The following is a 26,716-nucleotide window of genomic DNA, read 5'->3' on the forward strand; positions in this document are numbered from 1 at the left end:
AGTTTAATCACAGACAAAATCTATCCTAAATGAAACGATTATTGATGAGTAGAAAAATGATGTTGGTCACATTTATGGTATTGCCTTTTCTGGCGGCGAGACCGGTTCTGGCTCAAGACACCCTGAAACTGGATCTTGGGAAAGCGCTAGAGATCGCCCTTAGCGAGAACCCGACCGTAAAAGTTGCCGATAAAGAAATACAGAAGAAAAAGTACGCACGTAAAGGCTCGTACGCTTCTCTATTTCCGCAGATCAGTTTTGCGGGGGACTACAACCGTACCTTGAAGAAACAGGTGATGTATATGGATTTCGACATGGGTGACATGGGAGGCGGCAGCTTGCCCGAAGGCACGGACATGTCGAGTATGGACGAGGGTTTCGAGGTAGGACGTAGCAACAACTGGAGCTTGGGCTTCAACGCTTCCATGCCACTGGTGAACGCCTCCTTATGGAAAAGCTTGAGTATCTCGGCCTTAGACGTGGAATTGGCGGTGGAGCAAGCTCGCTCTTCTAAGATAGCGATGGTGAACCAAGTGAAAAAGAGCTTTTACGCCGTCCTTCTGGCAAGCGACTCTTACCGGGTATTCAAGCAAAGTTACGACAATGCCATGGAGAATTATCTGGATATCAAACGGAAGTATGAACAGGGAACCGTAGCTGAATACGATTTGATACGTGCCGATGTGACGGTAAAGAATACAGAGCCTAATCTGTTGCAGGCAGAGAACTCCCTTACCTTGGCTAAATGGCAGTTAAAAGCGTTATTGGGTATGGATCTGGATTTAAATATCGATTGCGACGGGCAACTGACGGATTTCAAGTCCAGCCTCTTCGCCGACTATCTATCCACGGATACAACCTTATCCGAGAATACCGACTTGAAACAATTAGACCTTCAGGCGGAACAGCTAAAAAAGACGCTGGTCATGCAGAAATTCGATTATCTGCCGACCTTGTCGCTGACCGGTCTATATCAATGGAGTGCCATGAACAATGACTTCAAGTTCAAGAATTACAGATGGAACCCCTATTCGATGATCGGTATCACGTTATCGGTTCCTATCTTCTCCGGAGGTAGTAAATTTTATAAGGTAAAGCAGACGAAAGTCTCCATCGACCAATTAAACCTGCAACGGGACGATACCAAGCGTAATTTGCAGTTGGCCGTTAAACAGTACATAGATAATATGAATACCTGTATCAAGAAGTTCGACGCCGCCCAAAAGGGAGTCGAGCAAGCGGAACGGGGATATATGATCTCGCAAAAACGGTACGACACCGGAGCCGGTACATGGCTGGAGATGAACGATGCCGAACTTGCCTTGACGCAGGCCCGGTTGAACTTCAACCAATCTATCTACGACTATATGGTAGCGAAGGCAGATCTGGAGAAAGTATTGGGTAACGGACAGATGAATTGAAAATTAAAAATTGAAAGTTTAATAGATAATAATTAGGAACAATTATATGAAGACAAGTCAAATGCTGAAAGTAATACCGATAGCTACATTGGCCCTGCTGATGTCTTGCTCGGGTAATAAGAGTGAGGAAGCCACGGAAACACAGAATGAGAAAGTAAAGGTGAAAGTGGAGACGGTCTCTGTTCAAGACGTGGAGCAACTCAGTGAATTTACCGCTACGGTGGAAGCGAATATCAAAAATAATATCGCTCCCCAAACCCCATTCCGTATCGAGAAAATCTTCGCCGAGGTAGGCGACCATGTAAAAGCCGGGCAGTTATTGGCCAAGATGGACGCTACAAGCCTAAAGCAAGCGAAGATACAATTGGATAACCAAGAGATCGAGTTCAAACGTATCGACGAGTTGTATAAGGTAGGCGGTGCTTCCAAATCCGCTTGGGATGCCCAAAAGACTTCCTTGGAAGTGGCTCGCGAGACGTATAAAAACTTGGTGGAGAACACCCAATTGCTAAGCCCGATCAGCGGAGTCGTAACCGCCCGCAACTACGATAGCGGCGATATGTACAGCGGCGGAAACCCCATCTATACGGTAGAGGAAATCCGTCCGGTCAAATTAATGGTGAATGTCTCCGAGAGTCTTTTTACGAAAGTGAAGAAAGGCCATGAGGTAGACATCCGGCTGGATGTGTACGGAGACGAGGTTTTCAAGGGTAAAGTCAACTTAGTTTACCCGACGATCGATCCCGCTACCCGCACGTTCCCCGTGGAGATCAAGATCGCCAACTCGGATGAGCGAGTGCGACCGGGTATGTTCGCCCGGGTGACGATGAGTTTCGGCCATATGGATCACGTGGTGGCTCCGGATCGCTCTATCGTAAAACAATCAGGTGCCGGCGACCGGTATATCTATGTATGCAAAGACGGCAAGGTATCCTACCAGAAGGTGGAGCTAGGACGCCGTATGGGTGATAAATATGAGATCATATCCGGAGTGGAGGATGGCGACCAAGTGGTTATCACCGGGCAAAGCCGCCTGACGAACGGTATGGAAGTTGAAATCGAAAACGAATAACAGACTATGAGTTTATATGGAACAGCGGTAAGAAAGCCCGTATCGACCGCCCTTGTATTTGTGGCGATCGTGATCTTCGGACTTTTTTCCTTAAGCAGGTTATCAGTGGACTTGCTTCCGGAGATAGAGACGAACACCATCATGGTGATGACGGCCTATCCCGGCGCCAGTGCTTCGGATATCGAGATGAATGTTTCGAAGCCCTTGGAAAACGTATTGAATAGCGTAAGCGACTTGAAGCATATCACGTCGCAATCCCGTGAGAATATATCGATCGTAACGTTGGAATTTAATTATGGCATCGATATCGATGTCGCCACGAACGATGTCCGCGACAAACTGGACATGGTAGAGTCTTCCCTACCCGATGACGTAGAGAATCCGATCATCTTCAAGTTCGGTACGGACGATATCCCCATCTTGATCCTTTCCGTGACTGCGGAGGAGAGCACGAACGCTCTTTACAAGATATTGGATGATAAGGTATCCAACCCATTGGCCCGTATCAGTGGCGTGGGTGCCGTGTCTATCTCCGGTACGCCGATCCGTGAGTTGCAAGTGTATTGCGACCCGTACAAATTGGAGGCTTACGGCCAGACCATCGAAGGTATCTCTACCATCATCGCGCAAGAGAACCGGAATACACCGGGAGGTAGCGTAGATATCGGCTCTAATACCTACTCCTTGCGTGTTCAAGGAGAATTCACGGACGCTAAGCAGATGCTAGACCTAGTGATCGGTAGCCAGAACGGAAAGAACGTATATCTGCGTGACGTGGCCCGTGTAGAGGACAGTATCGAGGAACGTGCGCAAGAAACGTTCAACAACGGCACGAAAGGTGGTATGATCGTCATACAGAAACAGTCCGGAGCGAACTCGGTGAACATCGCCAAGAAGGTACACCAGAAACTTCCGGAGATACAGGCTAGCTTACCCTCAGACGTGAAGCTGGACGTAATCATGGATACTTCCACGAATATCTTGAATACGATCGATAGCTTGAAAGAGACGATCATGATTACCTTTATCATCGTTATGTTGGTGGTATTCGTGTTCTTGGGACGTTGGAGGGCCACGTTTATCATTATCTTGACCATCCCGATCTCCTTGATCGCTTCTTTCGCTTATTTGCTGGCCTCGGGTAATACGTTAAACATTATCTCGTTGAGCTCACTTTCTATCGCTATCGGCATGGTGGTGGACGACGCTATCGTGGTATTGGAGAACGTAACGACCCATATCGAGCGGGGTAGCCAGCCGAAACAGGCCGCCGTACACGCCACGAACGAGGTGGCTATCTCGGTTATCGCCTCCACCCTTACGATGTTGGCGGTGTTCTTGCCGTTGACGATGGTTACGGGTATGGCGGGTATCTTATTTAAGCAGTTAGGATGGATCGTTAGTATCATCATGATCGTTTCTACGGTAGGTGCCTTGACATTGACCCCGATGCTTTGCTCACAGTTATTACGCCAGCAACCGGAGAAGGGTAAATTGTACCGGATGTTCTTCACGCCTATCGAAAAGGGATTGAACGCCTTGGATCGCGGTTACGGACGCTTCTTGAACTGGGCCGTACGCCACCGGAAAACGGTGATCGTAGGCGCTACGCTGATCTTCATCGGCAGTATGATGCTGATACCGGTCATCAAGACGGAATTTTTCCCGACACAAGATAACGCACGCATCGGTATAACGATTGAGTTGCCGATCGGTACACGGCAGGATATTACCCGTGAGTTAGCTCTCGACATCGACAAGAAGTTCCGTGAGAAATATCCGGAGATCCTGATCAGTAACTTCACGGAAGGTACGGCGGATACGGATAATACCTTCGCCCAGCTAAGCAATAACGGTACGCATATCATCGAGTTCAATATAAACCTGACTAGCGTGGGCGACCGTGAGAGAGGTCTTACCGAGATTTGCGAGTTGATGCGGCAGGACTTAGCCCAATACAGCGAGATCAAGAAATTCGAGGTACTCGCCGGAGGGCAGGAAGGTTCTATGGGTGGAGAGACCTCGGTTAACATCGAGATCTATGGTTTTGATTTCGCCCAGACGGATGCCGTGGCGAATGAGATCGCCCGTCGTATGAGAAATGTAAAAGGATGCTCGCAAGTAAATATCAGCCGTGAGGATTATATCCCGGAATACCAGATCGACTTCGACCGGGAGAAACTGGCCATCAACGGGCTGAACGTAACAACCGCCTCCATGTATCTCCGAAACCGTGTAAATGGTTCCACCGCTTCAAAATATCGTGAGGATGGAGATGAGTATGATATCAAGGTACGTTACGCCCCAGAGTTCCGTGAGTCCGTAGAGGATCTTGAGAATATTTTGATCTATAACAATGAGGGCAAAGGCATCCGCATCCGTGATTTAGGCAAGGTAGTGGAACGTATGACTCCCCCGACCATCGAGCGTAAAGACCGTGAGCGTGTGATCACCGTATCTGCCGTAGCGGGTAAGGGAGCGGCATTGAGCGACTTGGTTGCCGCCGCCCGGAACGAGTTGAAACAAATGGATATCCCATCCGACGTAAGTTGGCAGTTGGGTGGAACATTCGAAGATCAGCAGGATACATTTACCGATTTGGGCATCTTGATGGTATTGATCATCATCTTGGTATTCATCGTGATGGCTGCCCAGTTCGAGTCGTTGGTAGACCCGTTCGTGATCATGTTCTCTATCCCGTTCGCCTTTACAGGTATCGTATTGGGATTGGCGGTCACGCAGACACCATTGGGCGTTATGGCTTTGATCGGCGTGATCATGTTGATGGGTATCGTGGTTAAGAACGGTATCGTGCTGATCGACTATACGATCTTATGCCGGGAGCGTGGCATGGGTATTATCACGTCGGTAGTGACTGCCGGTAAATCCCGTCTCCGTCCGGTATTGATGACAACGTTGACGACCGTTTTGGGTATGATCCCGATGGCGGTGGGAACCGGCGAGGGTTCCGAGATGTGGCGCTCGATGGGTATGACTGTGGCTTGGGGTCTTTCCGTATCCACCTTGATTACCTTGATTATTGTTCCGACGGTCTATGCCGTATTCGCTGCCAACGGCGTAAAACGAAGACGCCGTAAAATAAGGAAGGCATTACGAAATAATTAATTATCTTTGCGTACCATAGGGAAGCTGAGGCCAAGCAAACCTCGATGGGCATTGTTAGGTCATAACAATGCCCATTGTAAGGTGCTTACGATGCCCATTATAAGCTGTCTTGAATGCCCATCGTAAGAAAAGCTTCCCTACGGATATGCGATCTCATAAAAACAACTATATGAAAGCGATATTTATATCTTTCAATCAAGCGTATTACGAAGCTATCGTCAGTATCATGGACCGTAATAACCTTAAAGGTTTTACCTATTGGGATGTCGTGCAAGGACGGGGAAGTAAAACAGGCGAGCCACATTACGGCAATCACGCTTGGCCTACCTTGAATTCAGCTATCCTTACGATGGTAGAAGACGAGAAGGTCGATCATTTTCTGGAAATCCTACACAACTTAGACAAGGAAACGGAAGCGCAAGGGCTTCGGGCCTTCGTCTGGAATATAGAGAAAACTATCTAACTTAATTTTTCGGAACAACTATATTAATCTATTGATATGGACAAATCAATCCTGTTTACACCCGGTAAGATCGGTCCGCTAACACTTAGGAACCGCACGATCCGGGCCGCCGCATTCGAGAGTATGTGCCCGGGAAACGCTCCCTCGGAGCAGTTATTCAACTATCATACATCCGTAGCCGCCGGAGGGATCGGCATGACGAACATAGCTTATGCCGCCGTGACGCAAAGCGGCTTGTCGTTCGAGCGTCAGCTGTGGATGCGTCCGGATATTATTCCCGGCCTCCGCAAGCTCACCGACGCTATCCATAAAGAGGGAGCCGCCGCTTCCATCCAGTTAGGCCATTGCGGTAATATGTCGCATAAGCGGATTTGCGGATGCACGCCTATCTCAGCGTCCAGCGGGTTCAACCTCTACTCTCCCACGATCGTACGAGGTATGAGACAATCCGAGATCGCTTCCATGGCTCGTGCCTACGGTGAGGCCGTACGATTGGCACGTGAGGCAGGTATGGACGCTGTCGAGATCCATGCCGGGCATGGTTATCTGATCAGCCAATTCCTTTCCCCGTACACCAACCACCGGAAAGACGAATATGGAGGAAGCCTTGAGAACCGTATGCGCTTCATGAGAATGTGTATGGAAGAGGTGATGAAAGCAGCAGGTTCCGACATGGCCGTAACCGTAAAGACCAATATGCGGGACGGGTTCAAGGGAGGACTTGAAATAGACGAATGCCTAGAAGTAGCCCGTACACTCCAAGACCAATGCGGAGCGCATGCCTTAGTACTAAGCGGCGGATTCGTGAGCCGTGCCCCCATGTATGTAATGCGGGGAGAAATGCCGATCCGTACGATGGCGTATTATATGCCTAGGGGCTATCTACCGATTGGAATCCGCATGGTGGGTAAATATATGATTCCCTCGGAACCGTTTAAGGAGGCTTACTTCCTTGAAGATGCGTTGAAATTCCGCAAAGCCTTACATTTACCTCTTATTTACGTAGGAGGATTGGTCTCCAGAGACAAGATCGAGGAGGTACTGAACGACGGGTTCGAGTTTGTGGCCATGGCACGTGCCTTGGTGAACGAGCCGGGCTTCGTCAACCGTATGAAAGAAGACGAGCACGCCCGTTGCGATTGTGGGCATAGTAACTATTGTATCGCCCGTATGTATAGCGAGGATATGGTCTGTCATAAGAACGTGAAAGGTCTTCCGGAATGTATCGTACGTGAAATCAAAAGGCTTGAATATAAATAATGGAAAAGAAATGGGCTTTAGTCACGGGGGCCAGTTCCGGAATAGGTCTCGCCTATGCCGAGGAACTAGCCTCACTAGGCTATCAGTTAGTGATCGTCAGCAATGAGGAGCAGGCGATCCGGGAGAAAGGTGAGTTTCTCTCCGAGAAATATGGTATAGAAGTTTTGCCGCTTTATCGTGATTTGGCGATCCCCGGGGCGGCCAAGGAGCTATATGATACTTGCCAAGAGAAAAACATCCCAATAGAGGTATTGGTCAATAACGCCGGTATGTTTTTTTTCTGCGAGACCTTACAAGCTAAGGCCAACATCGTCGAGAAAATGCTCTACCTCCACGTGACTACTCCTACCCAGCTCTGTTATTATTTTGGGCAAGAGATGAAGAAACGGCGTCATGGATATATCCTCAATATGTCATCCCTATCTTGTTGGCTACCTTATCCGGGAATTACGCTGTACGCTTCCACCAAGCGATACTTGAAAAGTTTCTCCCGGGGCTTGCGTTCAGAGTTACTGGATTATGGAGTAAGCGTAACCGTACTTTGTCCCGGCGCCGTCGCCACGAATTTATATAACCTAAGCGACAACTTAAAGACCTTAGCGATCCGCCTAGGTATCATGATGCGTCCGGAAAAACTGGCTAAAAAAGGGATTAATGCCTTGTTTCACCACCGGGCTTCCCTATTACCGGGTCTCTTCAACAAAATATGCACACCCCTCGTAATGCTCCTCCCCCACGGCCTTGTCCGTTGGATCATGCGAACCACGAAATTAGTGAAGCTAGATCGATAATCCGACAAATAACATGCGAAATATTTGTCACATCAAACAAAAATCGTATCTTTGCACCGCTTTTTAGCCCCGTACCGTGTGATGGGAAATTAGGAAGCAAAATAACTAATTTTGAGTAACACAAAAATTAAAGAAAATGAAGACATTTGAGTTAGAAGGAAAAGGAAGAGAGATCGTCGCTCGTTCCGCTGATCAGAAAAGAGCCTTGAAAGCAATGCGTAAGAACAATGAAATTCCCGCTGTATTATACGGTGGCGAAAAAGTAACTCACTTCACGGTTACAAAAGAAGCCGTTCGTAAGTTGGTTTACACTCCGGAGATTTTCGTTGTTGAGTTAAGCATTGACGGTAACAAGACGATGGCAATCGTTAAGGACATGCAGTTCCAACCTGTAACTGACGAGATCCTTCACATGGACTTTTTGGAAGTATCTAAGGACAAAGCCGTAGTAATGGAAGTTCCGGTTGTTTTGGAAGGTCACGCAGAAGGTGTTAAAGCCGGTGGTAAGTTGTCTCTTCAAATGAGAAAACTGAAAGTGAAAGCTATATACGATCAAATCCCTGAAAAGTTGACGATTAATGTGGATCACCTTGGCTTAGGTAAGACTATGCAGGTAGGTGCTTTGCACTTTGAAGGTCTTGAATTGATGAACGCTAAAAACGCTGTTGTCTGCGCCGTTCAATTGACTCGTGCCGCTCGTGGTGCTCAGGCTAAAGGATAATCTGAGGTAAAAACATTATTACAATACATGAAGGGGAGGATATTCATAGAATGTTCTTCCCCTTTCTTTTATAGATTCGAGGATAATGAAATATTTGATAACAGGACTTGGTAATATCGGTTCCGAATATTGGGGAACCCGTCATAATATAGGTTTCCGGGTTGTCAACCATTTGGTAGAGAGCGTAGGAGGCAATTTCACTGAGGAGCGATACGGGGCAATCGCACGCATACGGGTGAAAAACTGTGACTTGATCGTGCTAAAGCCGAATACCTTTATGAACCTCAGCGGCAACGCCGTTCGGTACTGGTTGCAAAAAGAGAACATTCCCGTGGAAAATCTATTGATCGTCGTAGATGATCTGGCATTGCCATTCGGAACCTTACGTCTGAAACCAAAGGGTAGCGACGCCGGGCATAACGGGTTGAAGAATATCGCCCAGTTATTGAATACGCAGGAATATTCCCGCCTTCGTTTCGGCATAGGCAGCGATTTCCCACGGGGCGGACAGATCGATTACGTGCTAGGGAAATTTCCCCCGGAGGAATTGCAATTGATGCCAGAGATATTGGATCGTGCGACAGAGATCATCAAGAGCTTCTGCCTCGCCGGCATCCAGATTACGATGAATCAATTTAATAATAAATAAAAAGAGACTGAGAATACAGATATGAACGAGGTACGTATCGATAAATGGATGTGGGCGACCCGTATCTTTAAGACCCGCACGATAGCCGCGGAAGCTTGCAAGAAAGGGCGTATCATGATAGGTGGAGTAACGATCAAACCTTCCCGCATGATCAAGGTTGGCGATGTGATCCAAGTGCGTAAACCGCCGATCACCTTCTCTTTTAAGGTAATCGGATTGATCGAGAATCGTGTGGGCGCGAAGCTCGTCCCGAATTACTTGGAGAACGTGACAACCCCGGATCAGTATGAGATTCTGGAGATGAACCGTATCTCCGGTTTCGTGAACCGTGCGAAAGGTCTCGGACGTCCTACCAAGAAAGACCGTCGTGAACTGGAGCAATTCACTGAGCCGGAATTCATGGATGACGGATTCGATTTCGAGTTCGACTTTGGAGAAGAGGAAGAGTAGTAAGCATGCTGATTTCCATTTAATTACATTTACCAATATTTTCATCAAGAAGTAAAAGTATTTTCACCTAGAGGTAAAACTGTTTACATACTGATGTAACGCCATTTACCTCTAGAGGAAAAAACATTTACCATTAGAGGTAAATGGCGTTACAACGGTATGTAAACGGCAATTATCCCTATTGATTCTCCTCGGAAAGCAGATTCCCCTCCTCATCCCAGCTACGCCAGACACCAGATTTCTTCCCTGCCGTATAGAACATCTCATACAACAAATTTCCCTTATCACTCCAGATACGCCAAGGGCCGTCCTTTTGCCCTTCCTTATAAGAAGCCAGGCCGATCAGCTGTCCGTTCTCATTATATGTACGCCATTCTCCGTGAAAGATCCCATGATAATAGGAACGCACCTCGGCGATCTTGCCACTCGGATAATAAATCACGTAAGTTCCCTCCGGACGGCCATCTTTCAAATATAACTCCATCTTAAGCATACCATCGTCATAAAATTCCGTATAACGACCCGTATATGGAGTGGTTTGCGTGGCATCGGTATAATACTGTCCTTCGCTTAAAACCAAGTCTTGCGCTTGTACGGTCCATGAGGCCCCCGCCATAAAAGCAGAAAATAACAATAGCTTTTTATTCATGATACATTCTTATCTAAATTATATGCGAAAAGACACCGAGGGATCTTTCCGGATACCTCAGTGCCCCAAACAAATTCACAGCCTATTCAAAGTCAAGCTAAATTAATATTCAGTGTTATTCGGATCGAAGTTGGTCCAGTTAGCGGCCCAGTCATTCTTGCCATCAAAAGCTCCCTTATAAGATACCTTCTCGAAGAAAGCGTCGTTCAAAGCCGTATCAGAGAAATCCGCTCCGTCAATCTTATCCGCTACGATCGATGTATAGTCACCATCTTTAGCGATGATATCATTGCTGGAAGCGTAAGTAAGGTTGCTCAAGTCTGCTGTCTGAAAGTAATTTTGGCTAGTTTCATCCTTGAAATTCTCCCACATACCGGCGAAGATCACATTCTTAACAACCGCACCCACATTTGCGTTTTGCAGATACAAACCGTATGGCCAACCCACGAAAATCGAGTTATACACATTCAAGGAAGAGTTACGGCGGATGTGCATAGCGGCTTGGAATGATCCACCCTTAGCGCCATTAGCCGCGTCTTCCGTAACATAAAAGATATCATTTTCCGTTTTACCAGCTGATTCACCATAGAACGGACCGATCAAGGTCACGTTAGAAAAGACCGGAGTGGTAAGTGGAGTATTATTGGAACCATCAGCGTCGTTATCAGACTCGAAGCCATTGGACTTGGACGTATCAGCGTGCTTCGGGTCGCGAACGCCTAACAAGAACTGCAATTTACCTTGGAATCCATAGTCCGTATCAAACTCATCATCCCAACCTTTGTAAGCAATCAGGTGTTTTGCGTTTACCGTACCGCCAAACCACTCGAATGAGTCGTCGCCACAGAAAGAGACCTGCACGTATTCGATCGTAGTGCCACGGCCAACACCACCGCAAGTCAAACCATTGATCTCCTTATTTGGCTCCAATGGATAACCGGCGAACTCGATACGGACATATTTCACGATACCGGAGTTATCTTCCGGATCCTTTCCACCGTAGTAAGAACGAGGACCGCCCTCTATCTGAGCCTCGCCAGCCGTATTATTCACGATAGACTTGCCACAAAGAATCAAGCCACCCCAATCACCATAGGTACGAGAAGCTTTCGGTTGGTCGGAAGTGAACACGATCGGTTTCTCCGCCGTACCCTCGGCGATGAGCTTTCCGCCACGCTCGACGATCAAGGAGCCTTTAGACGATTTCTCCCCCTTGATTACCGTTCCCGGCTCGATCGTCAAGGTCACGCCATCCGTCACATATACGAAACCTCTCAACAGGTTGTTATCAGCAGCCTTCAAGGTCATATCCGAGGTAATCTCACCTTCCAATATAACATCTTGAGTTTCCTCTACAGGCGGCTCTACATTTACGAGATCATCATCGTCGCCACAAGCGGTTGTTCCAAACATCGTGGCCATACAGAAAGCGGCGGCCACACCTTTTAATAATAACTTGTTCATAAGTAAACGAATTTAGTTTATATGAGTGAATTCAAATTAAAACTTCACGGCTACACCTAGATTCACGGTCACACCCGGACGATAGCTACGGATTAATTGCTCAACCTCCCGTTTCTCTCCGGAAGCCTCTGTTAACTCTAGGAATTGTTTATATTCTACTTTTGAGTTCAATAGATCTTTTACGCCTCCCTTGACCTCCACGTATTTACCGATCTTCTTCGAGAAACTCAAGTCCAAGGAGTTACGGGGTATCTCATAGATATCGGGAATATCATCGTTCGGGTTCTGCTTCGGTACGCCTACCGTCTCAATACGCTTGCCAATCCGGTTATACAAGGCGGAGGCTGAGATTCCTGCGTTGTCATTCTGATAGAATAAGCCCGTATTGATCAAGTAAGGGGATTGCCCCTGCATCGCACGATCCCGCTCGAAAGAGCCCTCGGCGAAATACACCCTACTATGGATATAAGCCCCGTTGAATACGAAGCTCAAGCCTTTCAGACCGATAAAGTCCAGATTCTTCTTGATATCCAGCTCCACGCCGAAAGCATTCGCATGATCGGCGTTGTGGTATGTGTACTGCAATCCGGAACCCGCTTCCATATAGGTTTGCTCGATCGGATTATCGAACCGTTTGTAGAAACCGCCGATCGTCACCGTCTCACCCGGAGCCGGGTAAAATTCATAACGCAGATCCATATTATTCGCATAAGCGTTCTTCAAGTTTACGTTACCCGTGATATTCGCATCTAAGGCGAAATCATAATATACGTAAGGTACGATCTCCCGGAACTCCGCCCTATTCACGGAACGTCCATAAGCCAAGCGTACTTGGTGCTTCTCATTCAAATTATAAGCGATGTTGACGGAAGGAAAGAAATCCGTAGCGTTCTGATCCAGATGCACCGGTTTTATACCGTCCGACTCATAACCATCTAATTTCAATTGATAGTACTCCATACGTACACCTACGTTCGCATTCAGCCTCTCCCCCCAGTTCAGTTTAGCGGCTACGTAAGCGGCACCCAGCAGATTATCGGAAGTATAAGAGTCGCTCTTGTTCGTACTCTCTTTCATATAGATACGATCGGTCGATATATTTGCGTCCGAGAAGACCGAGCTGTAGTCCCATTCGGCAAAACGGTCATAACCACTTCCCAACATATTATAGACAAAACGACGGGCATCAAAGTTACGTTTCTTAAACTCTCCATATACCCCCGTGTTCAAGACAGGGGTAAACATCTCCGAGACGGCGAACTTATGCTCGTAATTCAAGGCGGTGGAAGCGCTGTTATCTTTCAAGTCTTGATAATAACGAGTCGGGTCGGACACGTAATAACGAGAGTCACCATCCGTCGTACTCTCCAAAGATTTTACCACCTTGCGATCCGGTTCCTTGTAAGCGGCGAAAGCATAACCTAACGTCCAATCCAGTTTATTCATATCTTCTCTCAATTTATGCTCCCCGCTTAGCTGGCCGGAATAGGTAGTGCGTCCGGTATAAAGGGATTCCCATTTCCGGATATTTTGGTCGGAGTAAAAATCCGTTCCCTCTCGTTGCGATAAGGAAGAGGTTCCACGCTGGTTGAAGAAATTCCTGAACTCATATTTGCTCGTTCCCTTCATCAATGACCAGTTGAACAAGGCTCCTAGTTTTGTCGTATTCTTATATTGTACATCATTGTAGCGGTAACGGTATGAGGATTGATCCTTGGCCATGTCGTACGAGAGGTAGTTGTTGTTTTTCATCTCGTAATAATCATAGCCCGTGCTATAGTTCACACTGGTGATATTACCGATCTTCATGTCACCGATATCAAAGGTACGATTCATCGTGAACGTCAGTTTCTGTTCCGGCATCGCCGTGAAATGACACACGTTCCATCCCGTATTCGCCCGCTTCGTAAACGCCGCCGCATCCGCTGCCGATATGTCGTTCAAATGAGATGGGGCGTTCGAGGGTAACATTCGGGAGCCAGCGCCAAAGCCCAGATAATCCAAGGCGGAACCTTTCGTCAGTTGGAAATCTCGGAAAGCGGAGTTTGTATTAAACCCGACTTGATAGGAGACGTTGAGCGTATTACCCTCGGGAATATTCTTTGTCAGCACCCGCACGAAACCTCCGGAGAAATCCGCCGGCAATTCCGCCGAGGGGCTTTTATAGATCATCATATTATCGATCAAGGAAGAGGGCAGCACGTCGAATGAGAAAGCACGACTATCCGTCTCGCTGGAAGGAGTCGTGGCATTGTTCAGCCATACATTATTATAACGTTGCGCCAGACCCCGGACCACGATGAAACGGTCGTCCACGATGGTGATTCCCGGGATACGGCGTAGTACCTCGGCGGCATCGCTATCCTGTGTTTTACTGATTTGCTGGGCGGAGATACCATTCACGACCGGAAGGCTCTTGCGTACGGTATTTAATACGGCCATCTCGGTTCCCAATTTCCGTTGGGCCACTACGACCACATTCTGTAATTGGAGGTTAGCGTCGGAAAGCTCGATATTCAACACCGCCTCTTGGCGTGCGACTACCGGAACATCCTTTACCGTTTGCGTTTGGTACGACACGTAAGAGGCGGCTACCGTATAAGTACCCGGCTTCACGTTCTCGATACGAAAATTACCGTCTATATCCGTGATAGCGCCAACCGTAGTCCCCTCGATCACGACCGAGGCGCCGATCAACGGTTCTTTCATCTTAGCGTCCGTAACCGTCCCGCAGATAACCCCTGTTTGTGCCCATAGAGAGAATGACAGGAAAACTCCCATCCAGAAAAGCCCTAACCTTTTCAATCTTTTGCCCCTTAAACTCTTTCCCATTATCTTACTACTTATTATTTCATCTTTGATTTCGACGCGAAAGTACGGGGGCGATATTTCAAAGATGTTTAGATCCGATAACAATAAAGACTACAAATGTTACATTTTTAAGACCGCAACTTTTCCTTATCGTTTGACATAGCTAACGTATTTTTACTACATTTGCACTCCTGAATGCATAAAGACATTTAATAACATGAAGAACATTAAAATTTTTCCGAAAGACTGGTTGCAGTTGCATCCCTATAAACAAAGCACTCCCGTGGATTCCTATTATACCGGAATAGCGAACCGTATCTACGATATCATGGAGAAGACCGAGTTGGTAAACTCCTTCGAGGGCGAGGAAACAAAGCAGATCTGTATCCGCATGGCCGCCTACTTCGAGGATGTGATCTCCGGCATGGGGATTTGGCGTGCCTTCATCCTTACCCATAAGGAGCTATACGGCAAATACCTTCCCTTCTACACTCCGGACGATCATTATTACGACGATGAGGTGAACCTTGAGGACGTGCGCTTCCTCCTTTGGCATTATACCCAGCAGTATCACGGCTATCGTAAAGGCACTTTCGTCAGTCCAGACAACCCTGCCAACGAATCCACCGGCATGCTTATCTACGACCTGTTCTGCAAAGAGTGGACCACGGCGCCGGAGAATACCCGCATGGCCAAGCTTTTCGCCCTTGATACCCGCTACGAGCGGCAAGAGGATTACGATCGTCTATTGCAATGGTTCCATTACGAATCCTATATCCTGCCTGAGTCGGCCCGGGAACTGAGCGACTTCGCCCACGACCGCTGGAAGGAGCAGCCCGACCTCAACCAAGAGCAGCTTAACAACCTGCTCGTCAACAGCCACGGCATGATGGCCTACACCAGCAAGACCTCCTTGCTAGGCCTGACCTCCCCGCAATGGCTGGCAAAGATATTGCCCGCCGAGCATCCCGACCATGCGGTATTTCAGAACACCGCCGACGAGTCTGTAGCTACCCTGCCCGACGATATGCTGGAGGAAAACCGCCAACAATACGAGACTTTCCGCAAAGCCGCAGGTGGCAAACTGCTTCTCTATTTCGACAAGACCGAAGACGCACAAACATTTATCACGGAGACTTCCGGCCTTATCCCCGCCGAGAACTTCCATCTTCCCGAGGACTGGCAAGGCAAGAAGCTGGCGATCTACGCCACGCCCGAGGAAGGCGCCCAAGTCATCACCCGTGACGTGGAGTTGATCAAGGATGAGAACAATCCCTTCTACGACGCCAACCGTGCCGCCAAGCAAGCGCTCTCTTTCTTCATCGTGAAACATTGCAGCGTTTACTTCCTGAAAGAGCTGGTAGACCGAGGCATGTTGGCCGACGCACAAACAAAAAGCCTTACCAGCCCGGAACGTGGCAAGGCGATCATACAAGATAATTGGAAATTCCTATCCCGCTATTTCATCCGAGAATATCCCGATAGATAAAACAGATAGGAAGCGACATCACAATCCGTGACAGCGCTTCCGGAGAAAAAGAAGCACTGTCGCAAAACGTGACGGTGCTTCTTTTTTTAGTTCATCTTTCATTTAGCAAACTAACCAGCCAAATATCTTTCAAATAAAAAGAATAAACCCAATAAATACTTACAAATAGAAACATCAGATAAGATATTCTTATCTTTTCTCCGTTCTTTCGCTCCTACAAGCAATTACATTATGCCATTAATACCTATATTTGCGAAATAAATTGACGCAATAATCATTTATACGCAAACATAAGGTCAATAAATGAAAACAAACAGAAATCATTTTAATAGCAGACAAGGATTATACGACCCGTCTTATGAACATGACGCTTGTGGAGTAGGAATGTTAGTAAATATCCACGGCGAGAAATCGCACGACATCATCGAATCAGCCCTTAAGGTACTAGAGAACATGAGGCATCGAGGCGCTGAGGGAGCCGATAACAAAACGGGTGACGGAGCGGGAATCCTATTACAGATCCCGCATGAGTTCATCCTCCTGCAAGGAATTCCGGTTCCAGAGAAAGGCAAATATGGCACCGGACTAATCTTCCTCCCGAAAGACGAGGAACAGCAAGCGAGTATCCTCAGTATCCTCATCGAGGAGATCGAGAAAGAGGGATTAACCTTGATGCACTTACGCAAAGTTCCCGTTCATACGGAAATCTTGGGAAAGGACGCACAAGCGACCGAACCAGATATCAAGCAGATATTCATCATCGGCTGCAACGATCAGCAAGAGCTGGAACTAAAGCTATACCTCATACGTAAGCGGGTCGAGAAAAGGGTATCGGCCACCGACCTTCCGGCCAAGGATGATTTCTATATAGCGTCTCTTTCCACCAAAAACATCGTTTACAAAGGCATGCTGGAATCCATGCAGCTACGCCATTACTTTCCGGACCTGACGCAACCTTATTTCACTAGCGGACTGGCCTTGGTACACTCACGTTTCAGCACCAACACCTTCCCCACTTGGAGTCTGGCGCAACCTTTCCGCCTACTGGCACATAACGGGGAAATCAACACGATACGAGGCAACCGGGGATGGATGGAGGCCCGGGAGAGCGTACTCTCCTCCCCCAGAATCCCGGATATCAACGATATACGCCCGATCATCCAGCCGGGCATGAGTGACAGTGCCTCACTGGATAACGTATTGGAATTCTTCGTGGCCTCCGGGATGAGCCTGCCGCATGCCATGGCGATGCTGGTACCGGAGAGTTTCAACGAGAAGAACCCGATCTCCGAAGACCTAAAGGCTTTCTACGAATATCACTCCATCTTGATGGAACCGTGGGACGGGCCTGCCGCCCTGCTCTTTAGCGACGGACGCTACGCCGGAGGCATGCTAGACCGTAACGGTCTCCGCCCCGCCCGTTACCTGATCACGAAACATGACATGATGGTCGTGGCCTCCGAAGTCGGCGTCATGGATTTCGAGCCTAACGAGATCAAGGAAAAAGGCCGTCTGCAACCCGGAAAGATCTTACTCATCGATACCGAGAAAGGCGAGATTTATTACGATAGCGAGCTGAAGGAACAACTGGCGAACGCCCAGCCCTACCGTACTTGGCTGGAGAAAAACCGGGTGGAATTGGACGAGTTGAAATCCGGCCGTAAGATCCCTCATAAGGTAGAGGGATACGACAAGCTACTGCGTACGTTCGGATACAGCCGTGAGGATATCGAACGTATCATCGTACCGATGTGCACGGGAGGGGCGGAACCGGTCGGCTCCATGGGCAACGATACGCCACTGGCCATATTATCCGCCCGTCCGCAAATCCTCTATAATTATTTCCGCCAACAATTCGCCCAAGTAACCAACCCGCCGATCGACCCGATCCGCGAGGAACTCGTCATGAGCCTGACCGAGTATATCGGGGCGGTGGGAAGCAATATCTTAGTTCCAACCGAGAGCCACTGTAAAATGGTTCGGCTGAACCATCCGATCTTGACCAATACGCAACTGGATCTCCTGTGTAACATCCGGTATAAGGGCTTTAAAAGTGTTAAGCTCCCCACTTTGTTTAACGCAGAGAAAGGATGCGCAGGACTGAAAGCTGCCTTGGACGAATTATGTAAACAAGCGGAGCAATCCGTCACCGACGGCGTTAACTACATCATTTTAAGCGATAGAAACGTAGATGAGAAAAAAGCGGTGATCCCCTCCCTGTTAGCGGTAAGCGCCGTGCATCACCATCTGATCTCCGTGCAGAAAAGGGTGCAAACAGCGCTGGTAGTGGAAACCGGCGAGATGCGTGAGGTAATGCACGCCGCCCTCTTACTAGGCTACGGGGCCAGTGCCATCAACCCCTATATGGCTTTCGCTATCTTGGATGATCTAGTAGACAGGCAAGAGATACAATTGAATTACGAGACTGCCGAGAAGAATTACGTAAAAGCCATTTGCAAGGGTTTATTCAAGATTATGAGCAAGATGGGGATCAGCACGATCCGCAGTTACCGGGGAGCGAAGCTTTTCGAGGCGATCGGCCTAAGCCGGGATCTGGCAGATACTTACTTCGGGGGAACCACCAGCAACATCGGTGGTATCCGCTTGGAAGAGATAGCGGCAGATGCGATCGCCATGCACAATGACACATTCTCCCACCCCACGGATTCTTTATTGGAACATAAAGGCATTTATTCCTTCCGCAAGGATGGCGAGAAACACGCTTGGAACCCGGATACCATTTCCATGCTTCAACTGGCTACCCGCTTGGGGAGCTACAAGAAATTCAAGGAATATTCCCATGTGGTTGATGAGAAGGAAAGCCCCATATTCTTGCGTGACTTCCTGACCTTCAAACAACGCACCCCGATCCCCTTGGAGCAGGTAGAGCCGGAAGAAGCGATCATGCGCCGCTTTGTCACGGGAGCGATGAGCTTCGGCTCTATCAGCCGGGAAGCGCACGAGACGATAGCTATAGCCATGAACAAGATACACGGACGCAGTAACACGGGCGAGGGTGGTGAGGACTCGGCTCGTTTCATCCCCCGTGAGGACGGGTTATCGCTCCGCTCCGCCATCAAGCAAGTAGCCTCCGGACGCTTCGGCGTGACCACGGAATATCTGGTAAACGCCGACGAGATCCAGATCAAGGTCGCCCAAGGAGCGAAACCGGGCGAAGGAGGACAGCTTCCCGGCTATAAGGTGAACGATATCATAGCGAGAACCCGTCACTCGATCCCATGTATCTCTCTGATCTCTCCCCCACCTCACCACGATATTTACTCGATCGAGGACTTGGCGCAATTGATCTTCGATCTGAAGAACGTGAACCCTCAAGCCGAGATCAGTGTGAAACTCGTATCCGAGAGTGGCGTGGGAACCATCGCCGCCGGTGTAGCCAAAGCAAAAGCGGACCGGATCGTGATCTCCGGGGCGGAAGGAGGAACGGGGGCTTCCCCGATAAGCTCTATCCGTTACGCCGGAATCCCACCTGAGCTAGGACTATCCGAGACTCAACAGACGCTCGTGATGAACGGCCTCCGGGGGCAAGTCCGCTTGCAAACAGACGGACAGTTGAAAACCGGACGGGATATCGTATTGATGGCGATGCTGGGTGCCGAGGAGTTTGGATTCGCCACCTCCGCCTTGATCGTTTTAGGTTGTGTGATGATGCGTAAATGCCATATGAACACGTGTCCGGTAGGTGTCGCTACCCAAGATGAGGAATTACGTAAACGCTTTCATGGTCGACACGAATATTTGGTGAATTTCTTCACCTTCCTCGCCCGTGAAGTTCGGGAATATCTGGCAGAGCTAGGCTATACGAAACTAGACGATATCATTGGCCGTACGGACTTACTCATGCGTAAACCTTCCGATCATATCGAGAAACATGACCTATTGGATCTCAGCCGCTTGATCCATCTACCGGAACAAGCCGCCACGCAGACCATCCATCAAGTCACCCGTCAACTCCATGCGATCGACAACGTGAAAGATGTGGATATCATCCGTCACGCAAAGGCCGCCATCGAATCCGGACAGGAAGTATCGTTGGATTATGCGATAGCCAACACCGATCGTTCCGTAGGAGCCATGCTTTCCGGAGAGATCGCCAAGCGGTACGGGAACATCGGGTTACCGGAGAACACCCTGCATATCAAGTTCAAGGGGGCGGCAGGCCAGAGCTTCGGGGCCTTTCTGGCTCACGGCGTACATTTCCGGTTGGAAGGCGAGGCGAACGACTATCTCGGAAAAGGATTGAGTGGCGGACACATCTGCTTAATGCCTCCGGTACGCTCCACCTTTATAGCGGAAGACAATACGATAGCCGGTAATACCTTATTATATGGGGCTACCAGTGGTGAGGTCTATATCAACGGCCGGGTCGGAGAGCGTTTCTGCGTGCGAAACTCCGGGGCGATCGCTGTCGTGGAAGGTGTAGGCGACCATTGTTGCGAGTACATGACCGGAGGCCGGGTTGTCGTCTTAGGCAATACAGGCCGGAACTTCGCCGCCGGAATGAGTGGTGGTGTCGCTTACGTGTGGAACAAGAATGGTGATTTCGATTACTATTGTAACATGGAAATGGTAGAGCTTTCCTTGATCAAGGATAGCACCTCACGAAAGGAACTTCATGAATTGATCCGCAAGCATTATCATCATACCGGCAGCCATCTGGCCGGATTGATGCTCGATAACTGGAACAAGTACGTGGATGAGTTCATCCAGATCGTCCCGATCGAATACAAGAAAGTACTCCAAGAGGAACAGATGCGCAAACTCCAACGCAAGATTGCGGAGATGCAGAAAGACTACTAAATATTTACACAAAAACAAGAGAACTATGGGAAACCCAAGAGCATTTCTAACGATACATAGACAAGAGGCGGGCTATCGTCCCGTCCACGAACGTATAGATGATTTCAGCGAGGTAGAACAGACCTTGAACAGCGGCGACCGCCGTACGCAGGCCTCCCGCTGCATGGATTGTGGCGTACCCTTCTGCCACTGGGCCTGCCCGCTGGGTAACAAGCAACCCGAATGGCAAGATTTGTTATACAAAGGCCGTTACAAAGAGGCATATCACGTATTAGAGCAGACCGACGATTTCCCGGAGTTCACGGGACGTGTCTGCCCCGCCCTCTGCGAGAAAAGCTGCGTACTGAAACTTAGCTGCGACGAACCTGTCACGATCCGTGAGAACGAGGCGGCTATCGTGGAAGCCGCTTTCCGGGAAGGATACGTACAGCCTATCCAACCGGTACGCAACGGGAAAAAGGTAGCCGTGATCGGTAGCGGTCCCGCCGGATTGACCGTAGCGAACCAATTGAACCGAAAAGGATATGAAGTCACCGTATTCGAGAAAGATGAGTTACCGGGCGGCTTGCTACGTTTCGGCATCCCCAATTTCAAGCTAGGCAAGCACATTATCGATCGCCGTATCCGCATCATGGAGCAAGAAGGGATTCTTTTCCGTGTAAACACGATGGTCGGCAAAGAGATATTAGCGAAAGATGTAGTGAAAGATTTCGACGCTGTTTGCGTAGCGATCGGCGCCGAGGTTCCCCGGGATCTATCTATCGAGGGACGTCATTTAAGAGGCGTACATTTCGCCTTGGAGTTATTAAGCCAGCAGAACCGGATCTTAGAAGGCATCCCGATCCCTCCCAAAAGCCAGATCAATTGTAAGGGCAAGAAAGTCTTAGTGATTGGCGGAGGCGATACGGGTAGCGATTGCGTAGGGACAGCGAACCGTCATGGGGCGGCCTGTGTCACCCAGATCGAGATCATGCCCCAGCCACCCGTCGGACAGAATCCGGCGACACCTTGGCCCATGTATCCCCAAGTACTGAAAACCAGCAGCAGCCATGAGGAAGGTTGTATCCGCCGGTGGAACCTAGCCTCTAACCGTTTTATCGGAGAGAAAAACAACCTGATAGGGGTTGAGGTAGAAGAAGTCGAATGGGCTCCCTCCCCAGACGGAGGCCGTCCGCAAATGAGACAGACCGGCAAGAAAGAGATCATCGAGGCCGATCTGGTTTTCCTCGCCATGGGCTTCCTGCATCCGGAGCAAGAAGGATTGATCAAAGAACTGCGATTGGCTACCGACAACCGCGATAACATCGCCGTAGACAACGCCGGATATACCGCCAACAGCAACCTATTCGCCTGCGGAGACGCTGTCAGCGGAGCGAGCCTAGTCGTAAAAGCGATGGCCTCCGGCCGTAATGTCGCCCGATCCATCGACCGTTTCTTACAAACCAACTAATTTTCAACTCTCAATTTTCAATTATCATGTGTGGTATAACAGCGATATTCAATATACACGACAGAGCGCAAGCCCTGCGTAAACAAGCGTTATTAATGAGTAAACGAATCCGTCACCGGGGGCCGGACTGGAGTGGTATCTACCAAGGCAAAACCGCTATCTTAGCCCATGAACGCCTTTCCATCGTAGACCCCGCCTCCGGAGGACAACCTTTGGTCAGCCCCGACGGGAAACTCATCCTCTGCGTCAACGGAGAGATCTACAACCATCAGGAATTACGAGAACGGTTAAAAGGCGATTACGAGTTCCAAACCGGCTCCGATTGCGAGGTGATCCTCGCCTTATACAAGAAGAAAGGGATTGATTTCATCGAGGATCTCAATGGTATTTTCGCCTTCGCTCTCTATGACGAGGAGAAAGAGGTTTACTTGATCGCCCGTGACCCGATCGGCGTGATCCCGCTCTACATCGGATACGATGACGAGGGGCACTTGATGGTATCTTCCGAGTTAAAAGGGCTTGAAGGCTTCGCCACTCATTACGAACCGTTCCTCCCCGGTCATTATTTCTATAGCGAAGACCGGAAACTCACGAGATGGTACACCCGTGACTGGATGGATTACGCCAACGTGAAAGATAATCCTACCGACGTACAACAACTTCACGATGCGCTGGAAGCCGCCGTCAAACGCCAACTGATGAGCGATGTCCCTTACGGCGTCCTTCTATCCGGAGGTTTGGATTCCTCCATCACCTCCGCTATTGCCAAGAAATACGCGGCGAAACGCATCGAGACCAATGGGAAAGCGGACGCATGGTGGCCTCAACTCCACTCGTTCGCCATCGGATTGAAAGATGCCCCGGACTTGATCGCCGCCCGTAAAGTAGCGGATGCGATCGGTACGGTTCATCATGAGATCCATTATACGATACAAGAAGGATTGGACGCTTTACGAGATGTCATTTATCATATAGAGACCTATGATGTCACTACCGTCCGAGCCTCCACCCCCATGTATTTATTGGCCCGTGTGATCCGGAGCATGGGTATCAAGATGGTACTAAGCGGCGAGGGGGCGGACGAGGTATTCGGGGGATATTTATATTTCCATAAGGCCCCGAATGCACAGGCTTTCCATGAAGAGACCCTGCGTAAATTAAGCAAATTGTATTTATATGATTGCTTGCGCGCGAACAAAAGCCTTTGCGCATGGGGCGTAGAAGGACGAGTGCCGTTCTTGGATAAAGAGTTTCTTGATGTGGCCATGCGTCTGAATCCGGTGGCAAAGATGTGCCCGGGTACGATCATCGAGAAGAAGATACTTCGAGAAGCATTTTCCGACAGCTTGCCCAAGGAGATCGCTTGGCGGCAAAAAGAGCAATTCTCGGATGGGGTAGGCTATGGCTGGATCGATACATTAAAGAAAATAACCTCCGAGTCGGTCACTGATAAAGAGATGGCGAATGCCGCCAAACGATTCCCGATCAATCCGCCCCAAAACAAGGAAGAGTATTATTACCGCTCCATCTTTGAAGAGCATTTCCCCAGCGAAAGCGCGGCGAGAAGCGTACCTTCCATTCCTAGCGTAGCGTGTTCTACCGCAGAGGCTTTAGCTTGGGACTCGGCTTTCAAAAACATGAACGAGCCAAGCGGCAGGGCCATAAAAGACGTACATGAATCCGCTTATTGACGAATATTTCTTTTCTTTAGTAGCAAAATGCACCAACTTTTATGAATAATAAACGCTGGTGCATTTAATTTTTATAATAACTTTGCCAGCTAGAGTCATAAAACACTTTAAAACAAATTTATATGAAGAAAATCTTTACATGCATTAGTTTGGCAGCCGCTACATTCATGGCTACCACCCCAGTGATGGCACAACAACAAAAACAATTAACAGATAAAGAAAAGGCTGCTGTTGTTAAAGTTATTGTTCCTGCCGTTTTTGATCAAGTAAAGCAAATTAGTGGAGTTGATTTCATGTCTCTCACAAATCCTAATATCGAAAGCATAATTAATTCCCCTTTATTTTTGCCTCAAGTATCAAGCCTACGTGCAGATCAATTAAATCCAATCTCGGTTACTCCTGATAGTTTAAAATTGGATCTTAGTTCTATGGATTTTTCTGCGATAGCACCGGGAATGGGTGATTTCATCGCAGGGATCGTTAATGACGTAAAACTGACATTCAGTGATTATAAAGAATATAACGTTTCACTTAACGGACAATCCGTAAAAATTGATTTACCAGAGAAAATTGATGTATCCGCAGCTGCTTTAGTTGACGCAGAAACGGGTAAACCCACAAATTTATTATCGGTATTAATCAAGACCGGGAACAAAGGAACCATTCTTCCTTTCAACAGCTTATCCGTAGAATTGAAATTAGGTTGGTTAGGTACCGTGGGTAGCATGATCCCTAATTTCCCGCTTAAAGATGGAAAATTGATAAGCCTAACAGAAACAGCAAATAGCTCTGGTACGATTGATTATACGATTACTTTAGAAGATAATTTACGTAGTCTAGCAGCAACGTTAGCTCAAGTCCCGAACTTCCAAATATCTCTTGATATGACAAAGTTGATGACAGAAAGTACTATCAAGGCTAGCTTATTCGGTAAACCTCTACAAGCACCTAACGCAAAATTGCCAATGGGTGACGCTGTCGTATATGCAAACTTGAAATCAACTACAGGAATGCCTGCTGATTCTATTGTCTTGACTTCATATGATGCCGCATCTAGCAAAATCAAAGGATACAAGAAGTTGACTCCGACAATTGGCGTATCTGGAGCAAATCTAGTTTTAACGACAACAGATTCAGTACGTGCTGACGTAAATACAGCTTGGACTCCAATGTCTAAACAGATCGTTACAATGCCAGCAACAATGAGCACAGCAATCAATTCTATTATGTCCTCTCTTGTTAATGGTGTCGTTAGTAATCTTAAAGCAAGCGCAGAAACCAATTACACTATTACAATCGATTCTATTTACGAAGCTAAAAAAGATGAGGTTATTCGTGTAATGGAAATCGACGCAACGACAAAAGTTGAAGCTACGAGCTTAAAAGATACAAAGATGATCGTAGATGTCAACTTCTTGAAAGGAAGCAGTAAAGAAAAAGTCATGAATATCAAGGCTACGGCTCCTACAAATGATACTAAGATTACGGTAGACTTTAGTCCTGCTGTTGATCCTAATGGCGATGGCGTTAAAGAAAATGTCCGCATGGCGACATTATATATTACATCTGACGCTATGGGTATCATCACCGATAACGAGACTATCAGTGACGAGGTTCAAGAGGTTACGGTATCTACAAACGCTAGCGGTCTTTATGTAAAGAATGGTAAGGGTAATTATGTAATCGTTAATATGGTAGGTAGAGTTGTTTCTACGGGTATCATCACTAGCGATGAGCAATACATCAGTACTCCGAATATGCCGAACGGTATTTATATGATCTCAATCGATCAGTCTAAGCTCTTGAGATCTGCTCATAAGACAACTGTTAAGTTCGTAAAATAAATTATCTAGATAATTAGTTAATCTGATAAAAGGAGCTATCCGGAAACAAAACCGAGTAGCTCCTTTCTTTTTGTCAATTTGTAAACCAAACTCCCGGAGAGTTGATTTTTCTGGCCTGATGTACTTCTCGTCCCTAAATATGAGAAAAAATATTAGCAAATGATTGTTTAGTAATATATTACAAATACGACCTTTTGTTCTAGAGAAATAATTCATGCTAGTTCACATTTATACGGGTCAAAACATGTTTTTTATACGGATAAAAGAGGCATTTCATACGGTTGTATCGCCCGACGCAACTATATGTATCGCCTTATGCGACCTATTGCGTTGGCTAACGCCACTACTTGCGTCGCCCAACGCAACCTTTCGTGTGACAAAACATGACCTTTTACGTAGAAATCAGTGGTTAAATACGTATTTTCACCCATTATCTATCCCTAGTTAAGGCTTCTTGAAAAAGAGGCTCGTCAGACAAACAGACTTATTTTAAGCAAATAGATAGATATATAGCTTTTTTACTTACAGTTACAGCAACCCATAT

At 47.9% G+C, this 26,716-nt stretch carries 17 protein-coding genes; 14 read left to right on the top strand and 3 right to left on the bottom strand.

Annotation, left to right across the window (positions count from 1 at the left end):
- The first annotated feature begins 29 nt into the window (after positions 1 to 29).
- From DWY79_RS00380 to DWY79_RS00420, 9 genes are all read left to right on the top strand, one after another.
- Positions 30 to 1,421, top strand: coding sequence for a TolC family protein (locus DWY79_RS00380; protein ID WP_008778062.1), 1,392 nt, complete (start codon positions 30 to 32; stop codon positions 1,419 to 1,421).
- A 46-nt stretch (positions 1,422 to 1,467) separates the two neighbouring features.
- Positions 1,468 to 2,493, top strand: a complete 1,026-nt coding sequence (locus DWY79_RS00385) for an efflux RND transporter periplasmic adaptor subunit (RefSeq protein ID WP_008774010.1) — start codon at positions 1,468 to 1,470, stop codon at positions 2,491 to 2,493.
- Positions 2,494 to 2,499: 6 nt separating this feature from the next.
- A complete protein-coding gene (locus DWY79_RS00390; RefSeq protein WP_005861971.1) occupies positions 2,500 to 5,619 on the top strand; it encodes an efflux RND transporter permease subunit in 3,120 nt (1,039 codons plus the stop codon).
- 169 nt (positions 5,620 to 5,788) lie between these two features.
- Positions 5,789 to 6,082: a PG0541 family transporter-associated protein gene (locus DWY79_RS00395; RefSeq protein ID WP_005866064.1), complete on the top strand. Its 294-nt coding sequence runs from the start codon at positions 5,789 to 5,791 to the stop codon at positions 6,080 to 6,082.
- Positions 6,083 to 6,118: 36 nt separating this feature from the next.
- A complete protein-coding gene (locus tag DWY79_RS00400) occupies positions 6,119 to 7,342 on the top strand; it encodes an NADH:flavin oxidoreductase (RefSeq protein WP_005861966.1) in 1,224 nt (407 codons plus the stop codon).
- On the top strand, positions 7,342 to 8,133 hold the full coding sequence (locus DWY79_RS00405; protein ID WP_057329469.1) for an SDR family oxidoreductase: 792 nt from the start codon (positions 7,342 to 7,344) through the stop codon (positions 8,131 to 8,133). Before DWY79_RS00400 ends, DWY79_RS00405 begins: the two co-directional genes overlap by 1 nt.
- Before the next feature lie 136 nt (positions 8,134 to 8,269).
- A complete protein-coding gene (locus DWY79_RS00410) occupies positions 8,270 to 8,854 on the top strand; it encodes a 50S ribosomal protein L25/general stress protein Ctc (protein ID WP_005861962.1) in 585 nt (194 codons plus the stop codon).
- Between the two features lie 85 nt (positions 8,855 to 8,939).
- The gene (gene pth / locus DWY79_RS00415) at positions 8,940 to 9,503 is read left to right on the top strand and encodes an aminoacyl-tRNA hydrolase (protein WP_005861960.1); all 564 of its coding nucleotides are present in this window, start codon (positions 8,940 to 8,942) and stop codon (positions 9,501 to 9,503) included.
- A 21-nt stretch (positions 9,504 to 9,524) separates the two neighbouring features.
- Positions 9,525 to 9,953, top strand: coding sequence for an RNA-binding S4 domain-containing protein (locus tag DWY79_RS00420; protein ID WP_005866061.1), 429 nt, complete (start codon positions 9,525 to 9,527; stop codon positions 9,951 to 9,953).
- A gap of 178 nt (positions 9,954 to 10,131) precedes the next feature.
- On the opposite strand, the gene DWY79_RS00425 is transcribed toward DWY79_RS00420, so the two are convergent.
- From DWY79_RS00425 to DWY79_RS00435, 3 genes are all read right to left on the bottom strand, one after another.
- Positions 10,132 to 10,602, bottom strand: a complete 471-nt coding sequence (locus DWY79_RS00425) for a toxin-antitoxin system YwqK family antitoxin (RefSeq protein ID WP_005866059.1) — start codon at positions 10,600 to 10,602, stop codon at positions 10,132 to 10,134.
- Between the two features lie 102 nt (positions 10,603 to 10,704).
- Complete coding sequence (locus DWY79_RS00430) at positions 10,705 to 12,066, bottom strand: hypothetical protein (RefSeq protein ID WP_005866058.1); 1,362 nt, start codon at positions 12,064 to 12,066, stop codon at positions 10,705 to 10,707.
- Between the two features lie 36 nt (positions 12,067 to 12,102).
- Positions 12,103 to 14,898 (bottom strand): TonB-dependent receptor, encoded by a 2,796-nt coding sequence (locus tag DWY79_RS00435; protein WP_048928070.1) that lies wholly within the window; start codon positions 14,896 to 14,898, stop codon positions 12,103 to 12,105.
- A 196-nt stretch (positions 14,899 to 15,094) separates the two neighbouring features.
- Here DWY79_RS00435 and DWY79_RS00440 point away from each other — a divergent pair, with 196 nt between their 5' ends.
- From DWY79_RS00440 to DWY79_RS00460, 5 genes are all read left to right on the top strand, one after another.
- On the top strand, positions 15,095 to 16,366 hold the full coding sequence (locus DWY79_RS00440; protein ID WP_122368669.1) for a DUF3843 family protein: 1,272 nt from the start codon (positions 15,095 to 15,097) through the stop codon (positions 16,364 to 16,366).
- Positions 16,367 to 16,669: 303 nt separating this feature from the next.
- The gene (gene gltB, locus DWY79_RS00445; RefSeq protein ID WP_122368670.1) at positions 16,670 to 21,187 is read left to right on the top strand and encodes a glutamate synthase large subunit; all 4,518 of its coding nucleotides are present in this window, start codon (positions 16,670 to 16,672) and stop codon (positions 21,185 to 21,187) included.
- Between the two features lie 25 nt (positions 21,188 to 21,212).
- On the top strand, positions 21,213 to 22,637 hold the full coding sequence (locus tag DWY79_RS00450) for a glutamate synthase subunit beta (protein ID WP_005861945.1): 1,425 nt from the start codon (positions 21,213 to 21,215) through the stop codon (positions 22,635 to 22,637).
- Positions 22,638 to 22,663: 26 nt separating this feature from the next.
- Positions 22,664 to 24,328 carry an asparagine synthase B gene (asnB, locus tag DWY79_RS00455; protein ID WP_122145340.1) on the top strand — a complete coding sequence of 555 codons (1,665 nt, stop codon included), beginning with the start codon at positions 22,664 to 22,666 and terminating at the stop codon, positions 24,326 to 24,328.
- Between the two features lie 122 nt (positions 24,329 to 24,450).
- Positions 24,451 to 26,172: a DUF6383 domain-containing protein gene (locus DWY79_RS00460; protein WP_005861940.1), complete on the top strand. Its 1,722-nt coding sequence runs from the start codon at positions 24,451 to 24,453 to the stop codon at positions 26,170 to 26,172.
- Positions 26,173 to 26,716: the final 544 nt, after the last annotated feature.

Source organism: Parabacteroides sp. AF27-14 (genome assembly GCF_003635425.1).
In the GTDB taxonomy this organism is placed as follows: domain Bacteria; phylum Bacteroidota; class Bacteroidia; order Bacteroidales; family Tannerellaceae; genus Parabacteroides; species Parabacteroides distasonis.

Coding starts and splice junctions, on each gene's coding strand:
- DWY79_RS00380 (WP_008778062.1), top strand. CDS start 30: ATGAAACGATTATTGATGAGTAGAAAAATGATGTTGGTCACATTTATG.
- DWY79_RS00385 (WP_008774010.1), top strand. CDS start 1,468: ATGAAGACAAGTCAAATGCTGAAAGTAATACCGATAGCTACATTGGCC.
- DWY79_RS00390 (WP_005861971.1), top strand. CDS start 2,500: ATGAGTTTATATGGAACAGCGGTAAGAAAGCCCGTATCGACCGCCCTT.
- DWY79_RS00395 (WP_005866064.1), top strand. CDS start 5,789: ATGAAAGCGATATTTATATCTTTCAATCAAGCGTATTACGAAGCTATC.
- DWY79_RS00400 (WP_005861966.1), top strand. CDS start 6,119: ATGGACAAATCAATCCTGTTTACACCCGGTAAGATCGGTCCGCTAACA.
- DWY79_RS00405 (WP_057329469.1), top strand. CDS start 7,342: ATGGAAAAGAAATGGGCTTTAGTCACGGGGGCCAGTTCCGGAATAGGT.
- DWY79_RS00410 (WP_005861962.1), top strand. CDS start 8,270: ATGAAGACATTTGAGTTAGAAGGAAAAGGAAGAGAGATCGTCGCTCGT.
- pth (WP_005861960.1), top strand. CDS start 8,940: ATGAAATATTTGATAACAGGACTTGGTAATATCGGTTCCGAATATTGG.
- DWY79_RS00420 (WP_005866061.1), top strand. CDS start 9,525: ATGAACGAGGTACGTATCGATAAATGGATGTGGGCGACCCGTATCTTT.
- DWY79_RS00425 (WP_005866059.1), bottom strand. CDS start 10,602: ATGAATAAAAAGCTATTGTTATTTTCTGCTTTTATGGCGGGGGCCTCA.
- DWY79_RS00430 (WP_005866058.1), bottom strand. CDS start 12,066: ATGAACAAGTTATTATTAAAAGGTGTGGCCGCCGCTTTCTGTATGGCC.
- DWY79_RS00435 (WP_048928070.1), bottom strand. CDS start 14,898: ATGGGAAAGAGTTTAAGGGGCAAAAGATTGAAAAGGTTAGGGCTTTTC.
- DWY79_RS00440 (WP_122368669.1), top strand. CDS start 15,095: ATGAAGAACATTAAAATTTTTCCGAAAGACTGGTTGCAGTTGCATCCC.
- gltB (WP_122368670.1), top strand. CDS start 16,670: ATGAAAACAAACAGAAATCATTTTAATAGCAGACAAGGATTATACGAC.
- DWY79_RS00450 (WP_005861945.1), top strand. CDS start 21,213: ATGGGAAACCCAAGAGCATTTCTAACGATACATAGACAAGAGGCGGGC.
- asnB (WP_122145340.1), top strand. CDS start 22,664: ATGTGTGGTATAACAGCGATATTCAATATACACGACAGAGCGCAAGCC.
- DWY79_RS00460 (WP_005861940.1), top strand. CDS start 24,451: ATGAAGAAAATCTTTACATGCATTAGTTTGGCAGCCGCTACATTCATG.